Source organism: Flavobacterium coralii, from assembly GCF_019891545.1.
Classification (GTDB): Bacteria; Bacteroidota; Bacteroidia; order Flavobacteriales; family Flavobacteriaceae; genus Flavobacterium; species Flavobacterium coralii.
This window is the reverse complement of sequence record NZ_JAHDIU010000011.1, coordinates 63,086-83,213: the sequence shown is the minus strand read 5'-3', so window position 1 is coordinate 83,213 and position 20,128 is coordinate 63,086. Positions and strand designations below refer to the sequence as shown.

The 20,128-nt window shown below is 42.7% G+C and carries 18 protein-coding genes; 13 read left to right on the top strand and 5 right to left on the bottom strand.

Annotated features, from left to right (window positions below; all coding sequences use genetic code 11):
* Complete coding sequence (gene rseP / locus KJK34_RS13940) at nt 1-1,326, bottom strand: RIP metalloprotease RseP (protein WP_223054508.1); 1,326 nt, start codon at nt 1,324-1,326, stop codon at nt 1-3.
* A gap of 188 nt (nt 1,327-1,514) precedes the next feature.
* Here rseP and KJK34_RS13935 point away from each other — a divergent pair, with 188 nt between their 5' ends.
* The 10 genes from KJK34_RS13935 to KJK34_RS13890 all read left to right on the top strand — a co-directional run bounded on the left by KJK34_RS13935 (nt 1,515) and on the right by KJK34_RS13890 (nt 11,727).
* Nucleotides 1,515-2,591, top strand: a complete 1,077-nt coding sequence (locus KJK34_RS13935; protein WP_223054507.1) for an NADH:flavin oxidoreductase/NADH oxidase — start codon at nt 1,515-1,517, stop codon at nt 2,589-2,591.
* A 20-nt stretch (nt 2,592-2,611) separates the two neighbouring features.
* The gene (locus KJK34_RS13930) at nt 2,612-3,652 is read left to right on the top strand and encodes a Gfo/Idh/MocA family oxidoreductase (protein WP_223054506.1); all 1,041 of its coding nucleotides are present in this window, start codon (nt 2,612-2,614) and stop codon (nt 3,650-3,652) included.
* Nucleotides 3,653-3,663: 11 nt separating this feature from the next.
* Nucleotides 3,664-4,614, top strand: coding sequence for an aldo/keto reductase (locus KJK34_RS13925; protein WP_223054505.1), 951 nt, complete (start codon nt 3,664-3,666; stop codon nt 4,612-4,614).
* Between the two features lie 47 nt (nt 4,615-4,661).
* The gene (locus tag KJK34_RS13920; protein ID WP_223054504.1) at nt 4,662-5,159 is read left to right on the top strand and encodes a hypothetical protein; all 498 of its coding nucleotides are present in this window, start codon (nt 4,662-4,664) and stop codon (nt 5,157-5,159) included.
* A gap of 8 nt (nt 5,160-5,167) precedes the next feature.
* Entirely contained in the window at nt 5,168-6,163 is a 996-nt protein-coding gene (locus tag KJK34_RS13915; RefSeq protein ID WP_223054503.1) for an alpha/beta fold hydrolase, read from the top strand.
* Nucleotides 6,164-6,178: 15 nt separating this feature from the next.
* Complete coding sequence (locus tag KJK34_RS13910) at nt 6,179-7,402, top strand: MFS transporter (RefSeq protein WP_236937660.1); 1,224 nt, start codon at nt 6,179-6,181, stop codon at nt 7,400-7,402.
* Nucleotides 7,403-7,648: 246 nt separating this feature from the next.
* Nucleotides 7,649-8,539 carry a succinate dehydrogenase cytochrome b subunit gene (locus tag KJK34_RS13905; protein ID WP_223054502.1) on the top strand — a complete coding sequence of 297 codons (891 nt, stop codon included), beginning with the start codon at nt 7,649-7,651 and terminating at the stop codon, nt 8,537-8,539.
* Nucleotides 8,540-8,543: 4 nt separating this feature from the next.
* Nucleotides 8,544-10,544: a fumarate reductase/succinate dehydrogenase flavoprotein subunit gene (locus KJK34_RS13900; protein WP_223054501.1), complete on the top strand. Its 2,001-nt coding sequence runs from the start codon at nt 8,544-8,546 to the stop codon at nt 10,542-10,544.
* 30 nt (nt 10,545-10,574) lie between these two features.
* On the top strand, nt 10,575-10,943 hold the full coding sequence (locus KJK34_RS13895; RefSeq protein ID WP_223054500.1) for a four helix bundle protein: 369 nt from the start codon (nt 10,575-10,577) through the stop codon (nt 10,941-10,943).
* Between the two features lie 40 nt (nt 10,944-10,983).
* On the top strand, nt 10,984-11,727 hold the full coding sequence (locus KJK34_RS13890) for a succinate dehydrogenase/fumarate reductase iron-sulfur subunit (RefSeq protein ID WP_223054499.1): 744 nt from the start codon (nt 10,984-10,986) through the stop codon (nt 11,725-11,727).
* A gap of 81 nt (nt 11,728-11,808) precedes the next feature.
* Here KJK34_RS13890 and KJK34_RS13885 read toward each other — a convergent pair whose 3' ends face one another.
* The gene (locus KJK34_RS13885; RefSeq protein ID WP_223054498.1) at nt 11,809-12,810 is read right to left on the bottom strand and encodes a DUF6438 domain-containing protein; all 1,002 of its coding nucleotides are present in this window, start codon (nt 12,808-12,810) and stop codon (nt 11,809-11,811) included.
* Between the two features lie 361 nt (nt 12,811-13,171).
* Here KJK34_RS13885 and KJK34_RS13880 point away from each other — a divergent pair, with 361 nt between their 5' ends.
* Nucleotides 13,172-13,747: a hypothetical protein gene (locus KJK34_RS13880; protein ID WP_223054497.1), complete on the top strand. Its 576-nt coding sequence runs from the start codon at nt 13,172-13,174 to the stop codon at nt 13,745-13,747.
* Between the two features lie 32 nt (nt 13,748-13,779).
* Here KJK34_RS13880 and KJK34_RS13875 read toward each other — a convergent pair whose 3' ends face one another.
* Together KJK34_RS13875 and KJK34_RS13870 are read right to left on the bottom strand one after the other, a co-directional pair.
* Nucleotides 13,780-15,324 (bottom strand): glycine--tRNA ligase, encoded by a 1,545-nt coding sequence (locus KJK34_RS13875; RefSeq protein ID WP_223054496.1) that lies wholly within the window; start codon nt 15,322-15,324, stop codon nt 13,780-13,782.
* A gap of 49 nt (nt 15,325-15,373) precedes the next feature.
* On the bottom strand, nt 15,374-16,717 hold the full coding sequence (locus KJK34_RS13870; protein ID WP_223054495.1) for an ATP-binding protein: 1,344 nt from the start codon (nt 16,715-16,717) through the stop codon (nt 15,374-15,376).
* A 118-nt stretch (nt 16,718-16,835) separates the two neighbouring features.
* On the opposite strand from KJK34_RS13870, the gene KJK34_RS13865 reads away from it, so the two are divergent.
* Together KJK34_RS13865 and KJK34_RS13860 are read left to right on the top strand one after the other, a co-directional pair.
* The gene (locus tag KJK34_RS13865) at nt 16,836-17,519 is read left to right on the top strand and encodes a ComF family protein (RefSeq protein WP_223054494.1); all 684 of its coding nucleotides are present in this window, start codon (nt 16,836-16,838) and stop codon (nt 17,517-17,519) included.
* Nucleotides 17,520-17,583: 64 nt separating this feature from the next.
* The gene (locus KJK34_RS13860; protein ID WP_223054493.1) at nt 17,584-19,215 is read left to right on the top strand and encodes an Ig-like domain-containing protein; all 1,632 of its coding nucleotides are present in this window, start codon (nt 17,584-17,586) and stop codon (nt 19,213-19,215) included.
* Here the strand turns inward: KJK34_RS13860 and KJK34_RS13855 are convergent.
* The gene (locus KJK34_RS13855; protein WP_223054492.1) at nt 19,193-19,963 is read right to left on the bottom strand and encodes an amidohydrolase; all 771 of its coding nucleotides are present in this window, start codon (nt 19,961-19,963) and stop codon (nt 19,193-19,195) included. The two genes, KJK34_RS13860 and KJK34_RS13855, sit on opposite strands and share 23 nt — an antisense overlap.
* Nucleotides 19,964-20,128 lie beyond the last annotated feature (165 nt).

The window sequence follows — 20,128 nt, the reverse complement described above, 5'->3', positions numbered from 1 at the left end:
TTATTTCACGATTAGCTGGTAAATATCCTTACCAAACACTAAAGCCATGAGGGTTAACAAAATAACCATACCAACTGTTTGTACTACCCCGGCAGCCTTATCGCCAAGCCTGCGCCCGGTAATCATCTCTGCAATAGTAAATATGGCATGTCCGCCGTCAAGTCCTGGAATTGGCAGCAGGTTCATAAACGCAAGGCCGATACTGAATAGCGCCGTAAACCTCCAGAAAAACTCCCAGTCCCACGTTGTAGGCATAATGGTAGCAATACCAACAGGGCTTTTTACATGCTTGTAGGCACCCGTGCTGGGGCGTAATATCAGCTTAAACTGCTTAACATTATAAACCAGCAAAAAGTACGACTCTTCCATAGCTTTGGGTATCGCTGTAAAAAAGTTATATTTTTCAGTTACCAGATACTCCGGCTTGTCAGATGACATTGGGTTAAACCCTAATTTACCTTCTTTGGTAACATTAGCGTTAAGCGCTATCTCCTGCCCGTCCCTCTTTATATTAAGCACAACACTTTCGCCTTTGTTAGCGGTAATCGCATCGGCTATCTGGTCAAAGTATAGCATATTGGTGCCGTTTACACCCATAATCCTGTCGCCTTTCTTTAGGCCAGCCTTTGCAGCGTTAGAACCCACCACTACAGAATCTACAGTAGTACCCGTAATTCTTGGTCTTATAAAGTTGCGCCCTTCCTTATCAAGTATCTCATTCTTGTCTTCGTCGGTAAGCTCAACATTTACTTCTTTGCCATCGCGCTCTACAACAACATTGTCAGCTAAAAGCACATCCAGTATCATACGGTCAAAACGCTCCTGGTATTTGCCGTCAACACTTAAAATCTTGTCGCCGTTCTCAAAGCCTACGTTATGCCCTGTTTCGCCAAAGGCTAAGCCGTTTTCCTGTATTTTTTGGGTGGAAACATAGTTTTTACCATAAGTAGCATATACTACTGTATAAATAAACCATGCTAAAAGTACGTTTACAATAATACCGCCAAGCATAATAATAAGCCTTTGCCATGCCGGCTTAGAGCGGAACTCCCACGGCTTGGGCTCGCTTTTCATCTGGTCGGTATCCATACTCTCGTCAATCATGCCCGAAAGCTTTACATACCCGCCGAGCGGCAACCAGCCTATACCCCATTCTGTTTCGCCGATTTTCTTTTTAAGAAGCGAAAAGCCCGCATCCATAAACAGGTAAAACTTCTCTACCCTAACCTTAAACATTTTGGCTGTAATGTAGTGCCCAAACTCGTGCAGCACTACCAGTATAGAAAGCATTAATACAAGCTGGGCAATTTGTGTAAGTGTATCCATTAAGTTTTAAATTCCTTTATCAATAAACGCACAAAAATAGTGTTTTCTGATTACTTACCGCCATATTTAAATTATAACGTTTTAGTTTTTAAAACTTTGTTAATAATAGTAAAGGTAAAAGCGCTTATCGGGTTTTGTAAGTAAATTTACAGTTGCATAAGCAACAGCGAAACATCAAAAACCACATTATGTCGCAATTATTCTCACTACTACAGCTAAAAAGCATCATATTAAAAAACCGTATAGTCGTTTCGCCCATGTGCCAGTATTCGGCCAAAGACGGTTTTGCCAACAACTGGCACCTTGTTCACCTTGGCGCAAGGGCCATTGGCGGCGCAGGGCTTATCATACAGGAAGCCACGGCAGTGTCGCCGGAAGGGCGCATATCTCCGGGCGATTTAGGCATCTGGAGTGACGAGCATATCGAAATGTACCGGGAGATAACCGAATTTATACTACAGGAAAATGCCTTTCCGGGCATTCAGCTTGCCCATGCAGGCCGTAAGGCAAGTACTTCAGCACCATGGCAGGGACACCGCAAAATAACCTCTAAGGAAGATGACGGCTGGCAAACCGTAGCCCCCAGCAGCATACCGTATCGTGACGAAGAGCACGAGCCACCATTAGAACTGGATGCTGAAGGTATCGCTAAAGTGACAGCCGATTTTAAATCGGCGGCACGCAGGGCTAAGGAAGCCGGATACAAAGTGGTAGAAATACACGCGGCACACGGCTACCTCATCCACCAGTTCCTTTCACCGCTTTGTAACAGGCGTACTGATAGTTATGGCGGCAGCTTTGAAAACCGCATACGCCTGCTGCTCGAAATACTGGAAGCAGTACAAGAAGAATGGCCAAACAACCTGCCTTTATTTGTCCGTATTTCGGGTACCGACTGGGCCGAAGGCGGATGGAATGTTGACGAATCGGTTAAGCTGTCGGCTATTTTAAAAGAAAAAGGAGTTGATATTATAGACTGTTCCAGCGGTGGTGCGGTGCACTGGCAACAAATTCCGGTAGAGCCGGGTTATCAGGTGCCCATTGCCGAGCGCATAAAAAAAGAGACAGGTATCTGCACCGGGGCTGTAGGGCTTATTACCGAAGCGGCGCAGGCAGAAGAAATTATAGCAAGCGGCAAAGCCGACCTGGTATTCTTTGCGCGCGAATCGTTGCGCGACCCTAACCTGGGACTCACTTTTGCCCATGACCTTAAGGCAGATATTACCTGGCCTAAACAATATGAGCGGGCGGAGCTTGAAGATTAAAAGGTAAAATCAGAAAGTAAATGCAAAAGATAAAAACAGCGCTGCTGTCTTATGGCATGTCAGGCAAAATATTCCACGCGCCATTCATGAGCCTGCATGAAGGCTTTGAGCTTACTGGGGCATGGGAGCGCAGCAGCAAAAACATACAAAACGATTATCCTGGTGTTAAAAGCTACAGCAGCTTAGACGAACTGCTTGATGACGATGTACAGCTTGTAGTGGTTAACACACCCGTTGCCACACATTACCAATATACAAAGATGGCGCTTGAGGCAGGAAAGCACGTACTGGTAGAAAAAGCCTTTACCACTAACGCTGCCGAAGCGGAAGAGCTGGAAGCCCTTGCCGAAGCCAAAGGCGTAAAACTTGCGGTTTACCAAAACCGCCGCTGGGACAGCGATTTCCTCACGGTTAAGAAAGTATTAGAAGAAGGTGTTTTGGGTGACATTGTAGAAGCAGAAATTCATTTCGACCGCTACAACCCTGCCCTGAGCCCCAAAGCACATAAAGAAACTGGCGAGCCCGGCGCAGGCATATTGTGGGATTTAGGCTCACACATTATAGACCAAGCATTGCAGTTGTTCGGTTTCCCGCAGGCGGTGTTCTCCGATATAAGGGTAACGCGCAGCGGCTCTAAAATTGGTGACTGCTTTGATATATTGCTGTATTACCCCGAAAAGAGGGTCAGGCTAAAAGCAGGCTTTTTTATGCGCGAGCCTGTGCCTGCATACATACTACACGGCACCAAAGGCAGCTTTTTAAAGCACAGGGCAGATGTTCAGGAAGACGAACTTAAAGCAGGCAGGCAACCCAACGAAGAAGGCTGGGGCACGGAATCTGCGGATAAAGAAGGACTACTGCACACAGAAATAAATGGCGAGGTTATAAGAAACCATATACCAACAGAAAAGGGCAATTACTTCAGCCTTTTTAACGGGCTGCATAATGCCATAATTAATAATACTGAAGAACCTGTTACCGCTGCGCAGGGAGTTGCCGTGATGAAGATTATTGACGCAGCTGTAACAGGCAACAAATTGAAACAGGTTATACAACTTTAAAAACACACCTTATGCAAAAAGTACAGTTAGGAGAAACAAGCCTGTATGTTTACCCCATAACATTTGGGGGTAACGTGTTCGGGTGGACGATTGATGAAAAGAAATCTTTTGAAATTTTAGATGCCTTTACCGGCGCAGGCTTTAACTTTATTGACACTGCCGATGTATATTCACGTTGGGCGGATGGCAACAAAGGCGGGGAGTCGGAAACCATAATTGGCAAATGGATGAAAAAGCACAATAACCGCGACAAGGTAATCATTGCCACAAAAGTGGGCAGCGACATGGGCAATGGTAAAAAGGGGCTTTCTAAAAAGTATATTTTACAGGCTGCCGAAGATTCCCTTAAAAGGCTGCAGACCGATTACATAGATCTGTACCAAACACACTTTGACGATGAGGGCACACCCATAGAAGAAACCCTTGAAGCATACCAGCAACTTATAAAAGAAGGCAAGGTGCGCCACATCGGGGCAAGTAACCTTTCTGCCGAAAGGCTTAAGGAGTCGTTGCAGACTGCTTTCGAAAATGGGCTGCCTGCCTATGAAACCTTCCAGCCGCATTACAACCTCTATGAGCGCGCCAAGTTTGAAGACGGCTTAGAGCCGGTATGCCTTGGCAATAACCTGGGCGTAATAAACTACTATTCTTTGGCAAGCGGTTTCCTTACCGGGAAATACCGCGGTAAAGATGATTTAGGCAAAAGCAAGCGCGGCAGCGGTGTCGAAAAATATCTTGACGACCGTGGCTTTAAAATACTTGCCGCACTGGATGAAGTAGCCGAAAAGCTTGGCACCACGCAGGCAACTGTTGCCCTTTCATGGCTAATACACCGCCCGTCGGTAACGGTGCCAATTGTAAGTGCGACCACCCTGGAGCAGTTAGAGAGTATTATCAAGGCGCCTGATTTACCTATTACCGCGCACGAAATAGAATTCCTTACACAGGAAAGTGCATGGTAAGTCAATAAGCCCACAAGCAAAGTGTAATAAAACGTAATTTTTGTGCCATGACAACAGAGCAATACCAGTTTACAGACGACGGAACAATACCCAACAGCGTGTTCCCGATGATAGTCTATAGAAAAGCGTTTGGCGTGTCTGAAAACCTTGCCGATGAAATGGAAAGGGTTTTTGCAGATAACAACTGGAAAAATGCATGGCGCAACGGTGTTTATGATTATCATCATTTCCACAGTATTGCACATGAGGTTTTGGGTGTTTATAGTGGCTCGGCACAGTTGCGACTCGGTGGCGAAGGAGGTAAAACAGTAACCGTTGAAGCCGGAGATGTATTGGTGTTACCGGCAGGGACAGGGCATAAAAAAATTTCCGCTTCAGATGATTTCGGGGTTGTTGGTGCTTATCCAGGCGGCTCTGATTATGACATCCGTACAGGAAAGGAAAGTGAAAGGGAAACTGTACTGCAAAACATTGCAAAAGTGTCCTTTCCCGACAACGACCCTGTTCAGGGCAACAATAACGGGATAACTAATTTTTGGAAATAATTTCAGCTATGAAAAAAGGAATAATGATAATTATGATGCTGGTGTTATCTGTATCTGCTAATGCACAGGAAAAACTCCGTGAACTTGGGCTGATGCTTGAAGACTATCAGTACCCTTTCCCTGTTGAGTACCTAACGCTTGATATACAGGGGCAGCAGCTAAAAATGGCTTATATGGATGTAAAACCACAAAAGCCAAACGGCAAAACCATTATGCTGCTGCACGGCAAAAACTTTAACGGTGCCTATTGGGAACAAGCCGCCCGCGACCTCAGCAATGACGGCTACCGCGTAGTAATACCCGACCAGATTGGGTTTGGCAAGTCGGCGAAGCCTGTTAATATTCAATACACTTTTCAGCTACTGGCACAGAACACCAAGGCGGTTCTTGATAAGATTGGTGTAAGCAAAACGTCCGTTTTAGGGCATAGCATGGGCGGCATGCTGGCTACACGTTTCGCGCTGATGTACCCTGAGGTAACGGAGAAACTGATACTGGCTAATCCAATAGGTCTGGAAGACTGGAAGCTGTGGGTGCCTTACCAGAGTGTTGACGAGTGGTACCAGCAGGAACTGAAACAGGATTATGAAAAGATAAAGCAATACCAGCTTACATTCTACTATGATAACAAATGGAAGCCCGAATATGATAAATGGGTAAACATACTGGCAGGCTGGACATTAAATGAGAACTATCCGGTTATTGCTAAAAACGCTGCCTTAACCTATGATATGATCTTTACGCAGCCGGTAGTATATGAGTTTGATAAGCTAAAAATGCCGACATTACTTATAATAGGGCAACGCGACCGCACGGCACTTGGCAAAGCACGCGCCCCGAAAGAGGTGCAGGACAAGCTGGGTAATTACCCCAAACTGGGCAGGGAAACCAAAGAAAAGATACCCGATGCCCAGCTTACAGAACTTGATGATGTAGGGCACCTGCCGCACATAGAAGCCTATGACAGGTTTATAAAACCGCTGAAGGATTTCCTGAAAAAGTAATAGTTTTGCAGGCTTATGATGGGTGAGTTTAAATTCAGGAAAGGCGAAATAAGCCGCGCGCTTCCATACCGCAGGGCCTATAAAGATGTTAAGCAGTCTTACCTTAACCGGATACGGTGGGCGGTAGGGCTGTTTTACTTTAGTATGGGGCTTTGCTTTGCCACCTGGGCAAGCCGCATACCCGATATTAAAACCACACTCGGCCTCAGCGAAGCCGATCTTGGCACCATACTTTTTGCCATCCCGCTGGGGCAACTCTGTATTATGCCGTTTTCCGGAAGGCTTGCCACAAAATACGGCAGCCACCGCACAGCGGTACTCGGGCTCAGTTTTTATGTACTAAGCCTTATCGGCCTCGGGTTAGGCTCAGAAAAGTGGCAACTTTTGGTTGCATTGTTTTTTTTCGGCGTCTTCAGCAACCTTACCAATATATCCATCAACACACAGGGCATTTATACAGAGGGGCTTTTCAGGCGGCCTGTAATGTCAGCCTTTCACGGTGCCTGGAGTACTGCAGGGTTTACCGGTGCAATCACCGGCATCGGCATGATAGCGCTTAAGCTTAGCCCCCTTATGCATTTTGTAATAGTTGCCATTGTGCTTTGGATTGTTATATTATTCAACTACAAACATCTTGTTAAAGCTAAACAGCCTCCCCTACAGCCCAAAAAGAAATTTTTCACAAAACCCGATACTGTCCTGCTGTGGCTGGGAGTAATGTCATTTTGCTGCATGCTGAGTGAGGGCATAATGTTCGACTGGAGCGGGGTTTATTTTAAAGATGTGGTACAGGCCCCCGGAGCACTGGTAGTTTTGGGTTATGCATCATTTATGGTAATGATGGCGCTTGGGCGCTTTTTGGGTGACAGGTTCATCCGCAGGCTGGGGCGCAAGCGGGTATTGCAGATAAGCGGCTGTATGATAACAACGGGGCTTCTGCTGGCAGTGGCGCTCCCCTACCTCATTACTTCTACACTTGCCTTTATGATGGTAGGGCTTGGTGTATCTTCGGTAGTGCCAATAATATACAGCATCGCAGGACGCAGGCCCGGTATTGCACCCGGTATTGCACTGCAAACGGTTTCCAGTGTAAGTTTCCTGGGTTTTATGATAGGGCCTCCGGCAATAGGTTATATAGCACATGCTACAAGCCTGCGGATATCATTTGCCATAATAGCTGTTTTTGGGGTAACTATTGCATTGCTGGTAACCAAAGTAAAAGCCATTGCAGAAGCATAACCAACTGAAGCACATTGTTTTGTTTAATGTTTTTATAAAAATGTTAATCAGCTTATTTATTAAAAAGCAAAGTGTTTTCGCAAACTCCGGCAAAAAAAGATATAAGATGCATTTATAACACGCTTAAACGTTAGATAAAATGTACTTTAAACTGATTATAAATTAGAGCGAAATGGTTGTAGCAATTCGCTTTTAGCCGTATTTTTGTTTGGATTTTTTAAGAAACTTATATTTTAATCAACTACTATGGCAAAATCTGCACTATTAAAGTCCACTCTGGCTAAAAAATACTGGATGGCTTTAACAGGTTTATTTCTGTGCCTGTTCCTTGTGGGGCACTTACTGGGTAACTTACAGCTTATTTTTGCGGACGCGCTGCAATTTAACATGTATGCGCTGTTCATGACAACCAACCCTGCTGTTAAGATACTTTCTTACCTTACTTATTTTTCTATTATTTTCCACGCTGTGGATGGGATATTACTTGCAGTACAAAACCAAAAGGCAAGGCCGGTAAAATATGTAAACAACAGGCCCGACAGGAATACCATTTGGGCATCAAGGAACATGGCCGTGCTGGGTACTTTGCTTTTGGTATTTATTGTAACGCACATGGTAAACTTTTGGGCGGTGATGCACTTTAACAAAGACATGCCGTTGCAAACCATATCTATAACAACACCTATGGGTGGCAAGCAGGACTTTTACATTACTACAGGTTCAGGCAGCTCAAGGTACCTGCCGGTACAACAGGTAGATGGCGAGAACCTTATTAAAGAAGGCAACAAATTTTACTATGTAATGCCTGTAGATGAAAACAGCACCGCTGCAAAAGGATCTGACAAGGAAACACAAAAGGCATTCTTTGCTGAAGGTTATAAAGACCTGCATAAAATTACGGTAGCATTCTTTAAAAACCCTGATTACGGGCTTATTGCTACCATACTTTACGTACTATCTATGGTTGTGCTGGGCTTCCACCTTTACCATGGTTTTGGCAGCGCATTCCAGTCTATGGGTGTTAACAACCCCAACTACAACCTGCTCATTAAAAATTTCGGAAAGGCTTTCGCGATCATCATACCGCTTTTATTTGCCGTTATTCCGGTTTACATTCATTTCTTTCTAAAAGCTTAATATTATGGCATTAGATTCTAAAATACCAAACGGACCAATATCCACTAAGTGGACAGACTATAAAGACCATATTAACCTGGTTAACCCTGCCAACAAGCGTAACATAGATGTTATCATTGTAGGTACAGGGCTTGCAGGAGGTTCTGCCGCAGCAACGCTTGCAGAGCTTGGCTATAACGTTAAGGCATTCTGCTTTCAGGATTCGCCGCGCCGTGCGCACTCTATCGCGGCACAGGGTGGTATTAACGCAGCCAAGAATTACCAGGGTGACGGTGACTCTGTATTCAGGTTATTTTATGACACTGTAAAAGGAGGCGACTACCGTGCCCGTGAAGCTAATGTGCACCGCCTTGCAGAAGTTTCTGCCAATATTATAGACCAGTGCGTTGCACAGGGTGTGCCTTTGGCAAGGGAGTACGGCGGACTTTTAGATAACCGCTCATTTGGTGGTACGCTTGTATCACGTACTTTTTATGCTAAAGGACAGACAGGGCAGCAGCTTTTATTAGGAGCTTATTCTGCAATGAACCGCCAGATAGCACGTGGCAAGATACAAATGTTTAACCGTCACGAAATGCTGGACCTTGTTGTGGTAAATGGCAAAGCAAGGGGCATCATTGCGCGCAACCTGGTAACAGGAGAGCTAGAGCGCCACTCGGCACACGCTGTGGTTATTGCATCAGGCGGTTATGGTAACGTGTTCTTCCTTTCTACAAATGCAATGGGAAGTAACGCTACAGCCGCATGGAAAATACACAAAAAGGGGGCATACTTTGCTAACCCATGTTATACACAAATTCACCCTACCTGTATTCCGGTATCGGGCGACCACCAGTCGAAGCTAACACTGATGTCAGAGTCGCTTCGTAATGACGGGCGTATATGGGTACCTAAGAAGTTAGAAGATGCTCAGGCCATTCGCGAAGGCAGGCTTAAGCCTACACAACTTGCCGAAGAAGACAGGGATTACTACCTTGAAAGGAGATACCCTTCTTTCGGTAACCTTGTACCGAGGGACGTTGCTTCGCGCGCTGCTAAAGAAAGATGTGATGCCGGATTTGGTGTTAACAAAACAGGCGAAGCGGTTTACCTTGACTTTGCTTCGGCTATTATGCGATATGGTAAGGAGCAGGCTAAAATTAAAGGCCTTGACCCCGAAGATGCAGCCCTTGTAAAAAGGCTTGGTACCGAGGTGATAGAAAACAAATACGGTAACCTTTTCCAGATGTATGAAAAAATCGTGGATGAGAACCCGTATGAAACCCCAATGATGATTTACCCGGCAGTGCACTACACTATGGGCGGTATCTGGGTTGACTATAACCTTATGACTACTGTAGAAGGCTGCTACGCTATTGGCGAGGCAAACTTCTCTGACCACGGTGCCAACAGGCTTGGTGCTTCGGCACTGATGCAGGGCCTTGCCGACGGATATTTTGTATTGCCGTACACAATTGGTGATTACCTTGCTAAAGATATCCGTACAGGTAAGATATCAACCGACCTTCCTGAATTTGAAGAAGCAGAAAATAATGTAAGGGGCCAGCTTGAGCGACTTATCAATAATAACGGTACGCATACTGTAGACCATTTCCACAAAAAATTAGGTAAGATTATGTGGGATAAGGTAGGTATGGCACGTAACGCACAGGGACTTAACGAAGCAATTGAAGAGATTGCAGCACTAAGAGAGGAGTTTTACAGAGATGTAAAAGTTCCGGGCAGCATGAACAGCTTTAACCAGGAACTTGAAAAGGCAATGCGTGTTGCCGATTTCCTTGAACTTGGAGAGCTTTTTGCAAAAGATGCCCTGCACAGGAATGAATCGTGCGGAGGCCACTTCAGGGAAGAATACCAGACAGAGGAAGGCGAAGCACAACGCGACGACGAAAACTTTGCCTATGTAGCTGCATGGGAATATAAAGGTAAACCAAGCGAAGCCGTTCTGCACAAAGAGCAACTGGTATTTGAAAATGTGAAACTGGTACAAAGGAGTTATAAATAGCCAAGAGACATTAGCCATTAGCCAATAGAAATGACCGAAGGAGTTCAGAGTTATAAAGATTTATTGGTATGGCAAAAAGGAATTCAGCTTGTAAAACTGGTTTACACCGTATTACAGGATTTTCCCAAAGATGAAGTTTTTGGTTTGCAGAGCCAGATGAAGAGAGCGGCAGTTTCTATCCCTTCTAACATAGCTGAAGGCTGGGGACGAAGTTCTAAACCAAATTATATACAGTTTCTAAGAATAGCCAGAGGCTCTCTTTTTGAACTGGAAACGCAGCTAATAATTGCCAAAGAGCTTGGCTTTGTAGGAGAACTAAAATTTAATGAATTAATAAGTCTTATAACTGAAGAAAGTAAAATGTTAAACGCCTTTATCAGGACATTAAGCATCGCATAAGCTATTGCTTATTGCCTATTGGCTAATAAACTATATTAACATGAATCTTAAACTTAAAATATGGCGTCAGAAAGATGCCCGCGATAAAGGAAGGATGGTAGATTATAACATCAATAATGTATCTCCTGATATGTCTTTCCTTGAAATGCTTGACGTGCTTAACGAAGAGCTGAACAACAAAGGTGAAGAGCCTGTTGCTTTTGACCATGACTGCCGCGAGGGTATTTGCGGTATGTGCTCGCTGTTTATTAATGGTGAGGCTCATGGGCCTGACAGGGGTGTAACTACCTGCCAGCTTCACATGAGGAAGTTTAAAGATGGCGATACTATATACATAGAGCCTTTCCGTGCCAAGGCGTTCCCTGTTATTAAAGACCTTGTTGTGGACAGGTCGGCGTTTGACAGGATACAGCAGGCCGGTGGTTATATATCGATAAACACATCAGGTAACACCCAGGATGCAAACGCTATTCCTATCAAAAAGCACAATGCCGATATGGCGTTTGACGCTGCTACCTGCATTGGTTGTGGTGCGTGTGTGGCGAGCTGTAAAAATGCTTCTGCCATGCTGTTTGTATCTGCTAAGGTATCCCAGCTTGCACTGTTGCCACAGGGCCGTGTTGAAGCTACAGAGCGTGTACTGAACATGGTGGCAAAAATGGACGAAGAAGGTTTTGGCGCCTGTACTAACACCGGTGCCTGCGAAGTGGAATGCCCTAAAGGTATTTCTTTAGAGAACATTGCCCGTATGAACAGGGAATATCTTTTCGCCAGCATGAAATAAGGATAAGTAATAGTTTTTATTTTGATAAAAAAAGCGCAGCCATTTAGGTTGCGCTTTTTGGTTATATCATTAACTGTTTTATTAATGCCAACTTTGGTTTAACCTTAACTCTTTAAAAACAGCATGAAATTTTCGCAGGCCATATGTGCCTTGTAATCCATAATCAGTAATAGTTTTGGTTTTTCCATTATTATAGGTCACTTTCAAGATAGCCGTTTGATCATCAGTCCATGTGACATTATATTCTTCTTGTAAAGATGGGAAATCAATATAATTTAGTAGTGACTTGATTTCATTGAGAGTATCATCCTTGAGTGTTATTTTATAAACACCTTGCAATAGATTCCCTTTTTGCCATGGCTCTGTATAGTTGTATTCTATAGCTGTAAAAACTGAAGTGCCATTTTTATTAATTAACATAGAAAATATAGGGCATTTACCAAAACAGCCTAATGTACTGTACTCAATTTTTTCTATATCATACTCCTTAGGCGAGCGATTGTATTCTACAAAATCATTGAATTTAAAGGTGAGTTCAGATTTGCTTTCTTCTCTCTTATAGCGTTCTACTCTGGTAACATATCGAGGGCTATAGATGACCAGCAAAGCTTTCCCTTCCTCATATTTTACCTTAGGGACTATTCCCCTAAAAATATCTTCGGTAAGATCAAATACCTTTGTATTACCGTTTCCGAAATCCATTATAGTAAAAGCATTAAAGCTTTTTGAAAACATAACTTCCAGGTCAGGGTCATAATTATCAATTGTATAAGTTTTATTTTCACCGGTTGCCAATAGATCCATATATCCATTATTATCAAAATCGGCTTTTACAAAAGTATAATCTACACCTAATCTGTTCGCAAGCTTTACCAAAGAACTATCGCATCCCATACAGGATAGATCCTGTATTTTCTTGAGAGTGAATTTTTTATAAAGCGAATCAGATTTCCTAATAAACTGTTCTACCTCTTTATCATCTTTTAACAAATTAATCTCAGATGGTTGAATGGCTTTTGCTCTCTCCCGTTTGTTGCAGGAAAACAACACCAACAGAACAAGTATATATGATAGTAGCCTCATGTTTTATGACTTTATAAATAGCTTAACGTTTTTATGGCGTAAGTTATTGAATCACTTTAAAACAAAAAAAAGCTCCCGTAAGGCAGCTTTAGTTTTCTATTCATTTTCATGAGCCAACTTCTTGATTTATTATTCCTCTAAGCTCTGATATCTTAACCCTGTCCTGAACCATAGTATAGCGTTGGCAAATTACTAATTATTTGATTATCAGAGTGTATTATACCATGAGTTCATTTGAAAATGTTTATAAGTATGCGGGTATTTAAATAGTATCGTTTTTGTTTTACTTTTCTGAATTGTAAAGGGAAAATTTACATATTTGTATTATCAGCTAAATTTGTTTATTCATCCATCCCCAAATATGAAAAATTTTACTTTACTTGTTATATTACTGCTCAGCACGGCGTGTATTGGACAAGAGCAAAATACGTTGGCAGACACGCTTAATACAAACTGCAGGCATGAGGTTAAAATTGGTCTCTTCAAAGCAATTTTAAGTGGTAAAGTGGAAGCTGGCTATGAAAGGATTATTGCAGAAGACTTTAGCCTTGGCTCTTACGTAATGGTAAATTTTGATCGCACAGGAGCATACATTGAAAATTTTTATGCATCTGCATTTGTAAGATGTTATTTAATGGAGTTTGAGGGTCAGTATGCCGATGGATTCTTTATAGATGCAAACATTAAATATTTGAATGTAACCTATGATGAATATAAACGCTACTATGGAGGTTCAGATGACTTTTATCGTTGGGAGGGATTTAAGCCAAAGACAACTTACGATGCCATAGCTGTAGGTGCTGCGTTAGGCTGGAAATATCAATGGAAAGGTATTTCTCTGGAGTTGTTACTTGGGGCTGAACGAAGGCTCTTAAAACTGAACTATATATCGGAATACGTGTACCGCATCGATGCAAATATTTGCTACAGGTTTTAAAACTAAAGCTCCCTCCCGGGAGCTTTAGTTTTCTATTTTATTTTCATGAGCCATTTCCTCATGGAAACTTCTTCATTTATTATTCCTCTCAGTTCTGATATCTTAACCCTGTCCTGAACCATAGTGTCGCGGTGGCGAATGGTTACCGTCTGGTCTTCCAGTGTCTGGTGGTCAACCGTAATACAGAACGGAGTGCCCAGCGCATCCTGCCTGCGGTAACGGCGGCCAACGGCATCTTTCTCGTCATAGGCTACATTAAAGTCCCATTTCAGGTCGTCTATAATTTCGCGGGCTACTTCCGGTAGTCCGTCTTTTTTAAGTAGTGGAAGCACTGCGGCTTTTGTTGGTGCTAATACTGCAGGAAGTTGCAGTACGGTACGCTCTGAACCGTCTTCAAGGGTTTCTTCTTTAAGCGATGTGGCAAACACCGCAAGGAACATCCTATCTAAGCCAATAGAGGTCTCTACTACATACGGCACGTAGTTTTGGTTCAGCTCAGTATCAAAGAATTGTAGTTTCTTTCCGCTAAACTGTTCATGCGCTTTAAGGTCGAAGTCAGTACGGCTATGGATGCCCTCGAGTTCTTTAAACCCGAATGGGAAGTTAAACTCTATATCTGCTGCTGCATTGGCATAATGCGCCAGTTTTTCGTGGTCGTGAAAGCGGTAATTCTCTGCACCCAGGCCAAGCGACATATGCCATTTAAGGCGTGTTTCTTTCCAGTACTCATACCATTTCATTTCTTCGCCGGGGCGCACAAAAAACTGCATCTCCATCTGCTCAAACTCACGCATACGGAAAATAAACTGCCTTGCTACAATTTCATTACGGAAAGCTTTACCGGTTTGGGCAATACCAAACGGTATTTTCATCCTTCCGGTTTTTTGAACATTAAGGAAGTTAACGAATATACCCTGAGCCGTTTCGGGGCGCAGGTACAAGTCCATAGCATGTTGCGCTTCTGCACCAAGCTTGGTACCGAACATCAGGTTAAACTGGCGTACCTCTGTCCAGTTCTTGCTTCCGGTATCCGGGTCGGCAATTTCAAGCTCCTCGATAAGCGCCTTTACATCTGCAAGGTTCTCGCTTTCCAATGAGCGTGCCATGCGTTGCAGTATAGCGTCTTTGCGCTCTAAATATTCTTTGGTGCGCGCGTTAGTAGCCTTAAACTCTTCTTCGTTAAAGGCTTCACCATAACGGGCACGTGCTTTTTCTATTTCTTTCTGGGCTTTCTGGTTCAGCTTTTCGGCATAATCTTCTATAAGCACATCGGCCCTGTAGCGTTTTTTGCTGTCTTTGTTGTCTATCAGCGGGTCGTTAAAAGCATCTACGTGTCCGCTGGCCTTCCAGGTGGTTGGGTGCATAAATATAGCGGCATCTATACCTACTATGTTTTCATGCATCTGCACCATAGCCTTCCACCAGTATTCGCGGATGTTCTTTTTCAGCTCGGCGCCGTTTTGCCCGTAGTCATAAACTGCGCTTAACCCGTCATATATTTCGCTCGACTGGAATATAAAGCCATACTCCTTTGCGTGCGATATTACATTCTTAAATATATCGTCTTGTTTTGCCATGCTGCAAAAATATAAAAAGCGATTTAAGTTTTAGACTTAACTGCATAGATTATAAATCTTCAAAATCACCAAAATCGAAATCGCCAAAATCATCTTTGAATACTTTTTGAGCCAAAATAAGTTCCTCTTTTAAAACATTTTTAAAATCTATATCAAAATTACTAGTTTTTGGATTGTCTGTCTTTAAAGAGCATTGAACATATGCCTTTATGAACGGATTCGAAAAATAGTATGTATTATGATTACTGTTGAAACGCAACAATTCCGAGCGATCGGGTTGTGTAAACTCATCAATGTACTTTTTTAAATTATTACCCTTGTAGTTTACATTACCTTTTTGAATGCTTTCTTTAAGTTCTGAGATAGAAAAATTTTCTTTTCCTAATGTAATTATAAACCCAAGTATATCTAATGGATTTTCATTTTTTCTTGTATGAATTACCTTAGTAGCCTGTTCATAAATTGCTCTGAAAGAATCTGAGTTTTCTTCAACATATTCTTTCATTGCTTCGTCAAACTTTTGCCCTTGTATTTTAATTTTAATATTTTGTGTCTTAAAAACATCATTTAGTTCACACATCAGAAGACAAAGTTGATGTGTTACTGCTGGTAGACCGCTTGAATAAGTTACTATTCGATTAGTTACATTATCTGAAAACTTAATGTTTAACAAGCGTTCACCTGTTTCTATAATTCTTTTCAATGTGTCGTGAGACATTAAAGGAACTTCAATTTCAGAAATTCGACTTTTCATTTCAGAATCATACTGAACAACCTCCCTAGCTGAGTTTACAGCACCTAGTGCAATTATTTTTAAATCAGAATACTCTGTCGAAGCATCCATAAATACTTTCATAATTTGAGCCATCTGTTTTTTATGAGATTCTTCAATTTTATGAAAGTCCTCAATAACCCAAACCAAATTTTTTGAACCTATAAACTTTGCAAGATTTTGAGGCGTAATTGGTAAATCAACTGCCCTTTTTTGAGATACTTTTGAATCCCCTTTAGACTCAGCCTTTATCCCTGCCTTTAAAACCCAAAAACTCGCTTCTAAATTACCACCTACACTATTAGATTCAACGTTATCTTTTTGGATAGAATAATAAATATCAAGCTGACTAAATGCATCAATAACGATATCTTGTATAGTCATCCCATTAATGCAGCTTGTCTTGATATAGCTAATTTTAAATTCATGGAGTTTTTTAAAAAGTAGTGTTGTTTTTCCTACACCAGAGAAACCATATAGAATGATTTGTTTACCGCTAGTTTTTAAAGCGCGATCTAATCTCCTATTTATCTCATTTCTTTCAACAAATGTTATGTCTGCAGGTTTACTTGGAGTAAATACCTGTTCAAGTTTATAAATTTTTTGTTTGTCTTTTGACATTTTTGTAATTTTTTAGGATTTTATAAACCTACGAAAAATAACATTAAATAATTCAATTCCAATACACAATTTGTTCGTACTCCAAATTTTATATCTTTAAAACCTCGAAATAAAACCCATGCTAAAAAGCCTGATTAACCTGCTGTATCCTGAAATGTGTCCCGGCTGCGATGGTGTACTGCCCGGCGGCGGTATGCTGTTGTGTGCCACGTGCCTGCACGACATGCCCTACACACAGCATCACAAAATAACGGATAACGAAACCTATAAAAGGTTTTATGGCAGGCTGCCTTTAGAGCATGCATCATCATTAGTCTATTTTCATAAAGAGGGTATAGTGCAGCAGCTTATACACCAGCTTAAATATAAAGGCAGGCAGGATGTGGGCGGCTTTATGGGGCAATGGGGTGCGGTTAAGCTGAAAGAGGTTGATGCGCTACACGATGTAACTGATATTATACCTGTGCCGCTTCACCCTAAAAAGCTGAAGGAACGCGGCTATAACCAGGTAACAGCTTTCGGGCAGGCACTCGCAGAAGGTTTAGGCGCAGCCTATACTGAAGATGTACTCGTAAGAACGAGCTATACCAAAACCCAGACTAAGAAAAACCTGGAAGCAAGGGCAGCCATTATAGGCTCTGCTTTTGATGTGCAGTTTAACGAGCACTACCACAACCGGCACTTTTTGCTGATAGACGATGTTGTTACCACGGGCGCCACGCTCGAATCCTGCGGAAGGGCACTGCTTACAATACCCGGCGCAAAGCTTAGCATTGTTACGATTGCCTATGCACATTCTTAAATTTTAAAAAACATTTTATTTCCACTGAATATAATTGTTATTTTGTGCAGATAATGATTTCACCATGCTGAAGAACAGGATACTCATTTACATGATAATTGCCGTATTAGCGCTTGCCGGCTGTGCAAAGCGCGGTAATATTACCGGAGGGCCTTTAGATACCATTCCGCCCGTGCTGGTTAGCAGCTCGCCCAAAAATATGAGCACTAATTTTACCGGTAACGAAATACGCATCAATTTTAATGAGTATATCAAGATAAAAGATGTAAACAAGCAGCTTATTATTTCGCCGCCCATGACTACGCCGCCGGTTATTACGCCTGCGGGCAGTGCCAGCGAATACATCCGTATCAACATAAAAGATACGCTTGAGCCCAATACTACCTACAGCTTTAACTTTGGGCAGAGTATTACTGATAATAACGAGGGCAACCCCTACTCACAGTTCCGGTTTGTATTCAGTACCGGAAGCTATATCGACTCGCTTTCGCTTGGCGGTAAGATAAAAGATGCCTACAGCCTCGAAACCGATAATTTTGTTACGGTAATGTTGTATGAGGAAAATGAAGCTTATAACGACTCTACTATTTACAAGCAGCAGCCCCGCTATGTTACCAATACACTCGACAGTATGGTAATGTACTCGCTACAGAACCTTAAAGAGGGTAGGTACAGGCTTTTTGCTTTAAAAGATGGCAACAACAATTATAAGTACGAACCTAAAAGCGATAAAATTGCATTCCTCAACCAGACCATTACCCTGCCTAACGACACGCTGTACCAGCTAGAATTGTTTAAGGAGAAGTTACCCTACAAACCCAAAAAGCCAAGCCAGGTTTCATCTAGCAGGCTGGTAGCAGGCTATGAGGGCGATATAAAGCCTGAAGAAATTAAAGTTGATGTACGCCATGCCGTATCGGGTGAAGCCATACAAAGCCTGGTTACAAACATGAAAGACAAAGACTCTGTACAGGTGTGGCTGCCACGCAATATTGTTGCCGACTCCCTTAAACTTAATGTAGCTTATCGCGACTCTATTAAAGATTATAATGTGCGGTTTAAGGAAATGAAGGCTGCTGATTCGCTTTCGGTTACTGCAGTACAAAAGGGAGGTATCCATTTTCGTGAAAAGTTTACGCTGCAAATGGCTACACCGCTTATTGCTGTTGACAGCACAAAAATAAGCCTGGTGCAAAAAGACAGTACTGCACTTGCCTTTACTCATGCTTATGATGCTTTTAAGCAGGAGCTTAAATTTGATTTTGTAAAGGACGAAAACCAAAAGTACACGTTTACGCTGTTGCCCGGTGCCTTGCGCGACTTTTACGGTAAGGAGAATGACACAATTACTTATAATCTGTCAACAACGGGATATGCCGATTACGGCAACCTGTTTATCACGCTGCAGAACGCTAAGCGTTTTCCACTAATACTGCATGTAACCGATACTAAAGGTGAAACCATTGCTGAATATTACTCTGAAGGCGAAACCAGGGTTAGTTTTGAAAACCTGCAACCTGCGCAGTACAGGCTAAGGGTTATATATGATGATAACGGTAACCGTGAATGGGACACCGGGAACTACCTCGAGAAAAGGCAGCCTGAACAGGTTATTTACACCCCGAAAACAATAGACCTGCATGCTACCTGGGACATGGAGGAAACTTTTGACCTTAGCGGTGCGGGTGGAGGGTAAAGCTGTCCCTATCGTTCAAAAACCCGAACTTAGCCCGGATTTCGCCAAGATGGGCTTTATCCAGTTCAACCGTCTGCACATCTTCATACGCAAATGGTTCCAGTAAATAATTACCAAGCCCGTCTATAACCTGAGAATGTCCATTGTAATTGTTACCATTCTCATCCTGCCCGTTGCGGTTCAGCCCTGCCACATAGCACATATTTTCTATCGCACGCGCAGGCAGTAATGCATCCCATGCCTGTATGCGTGGCTGCGGCCAGTTGGCCACATACAACAGCAGGTCATAATCTTCCGTATTACGCGTAAAAACAGGAAAGCGTAGGTCGTAACACACCTGCGGGCATATCTTCCAGCCACGGTACTCTAAAATCAATTTTTCGCTGCCTGCAGTATAATGTTTGTGCTCACCTGCAAGTGTAAATAAATGGCGTTTATTGTAGGTCTTGTAGCTGCCGTCAGGAAATACAAAATAAAGGCGGTTGTAGTAGTTGCCGTTTTCCTTAATGACAAGGCTGCCGGTTATGGCGCAGTCTTTTGCCTTAGCCATTTGCTGCATCCATAGCACCGATTCGCCGTTGCTGTCTTCCGCTACGCTTTCTGGGTTCATGGTAAAGCCTGTAGCAAACATTTCGGGCAGCAGTATCAGGTCGGTAGCCTCAATGCTTTTTATCTTTTCGGTAAAGTTATCCCGGTTGGCTTTATGGTCTTCCCACGTTAAATGGGTTTGTATAAGGGAGATTTTCATTATCGGATTTTATATTACATGAAGTTAGTAAAAGTAATCCAAAATGAGAAAAGTACAATAAGGAGACCCACAGCCTAATAATAGTTGTGGATCTCCATTGAACTAAGTATTTCAAATCTAATTTTAATTTAGCCTAAAGTTACTGACAAGCCTTCTTTGGCTTTT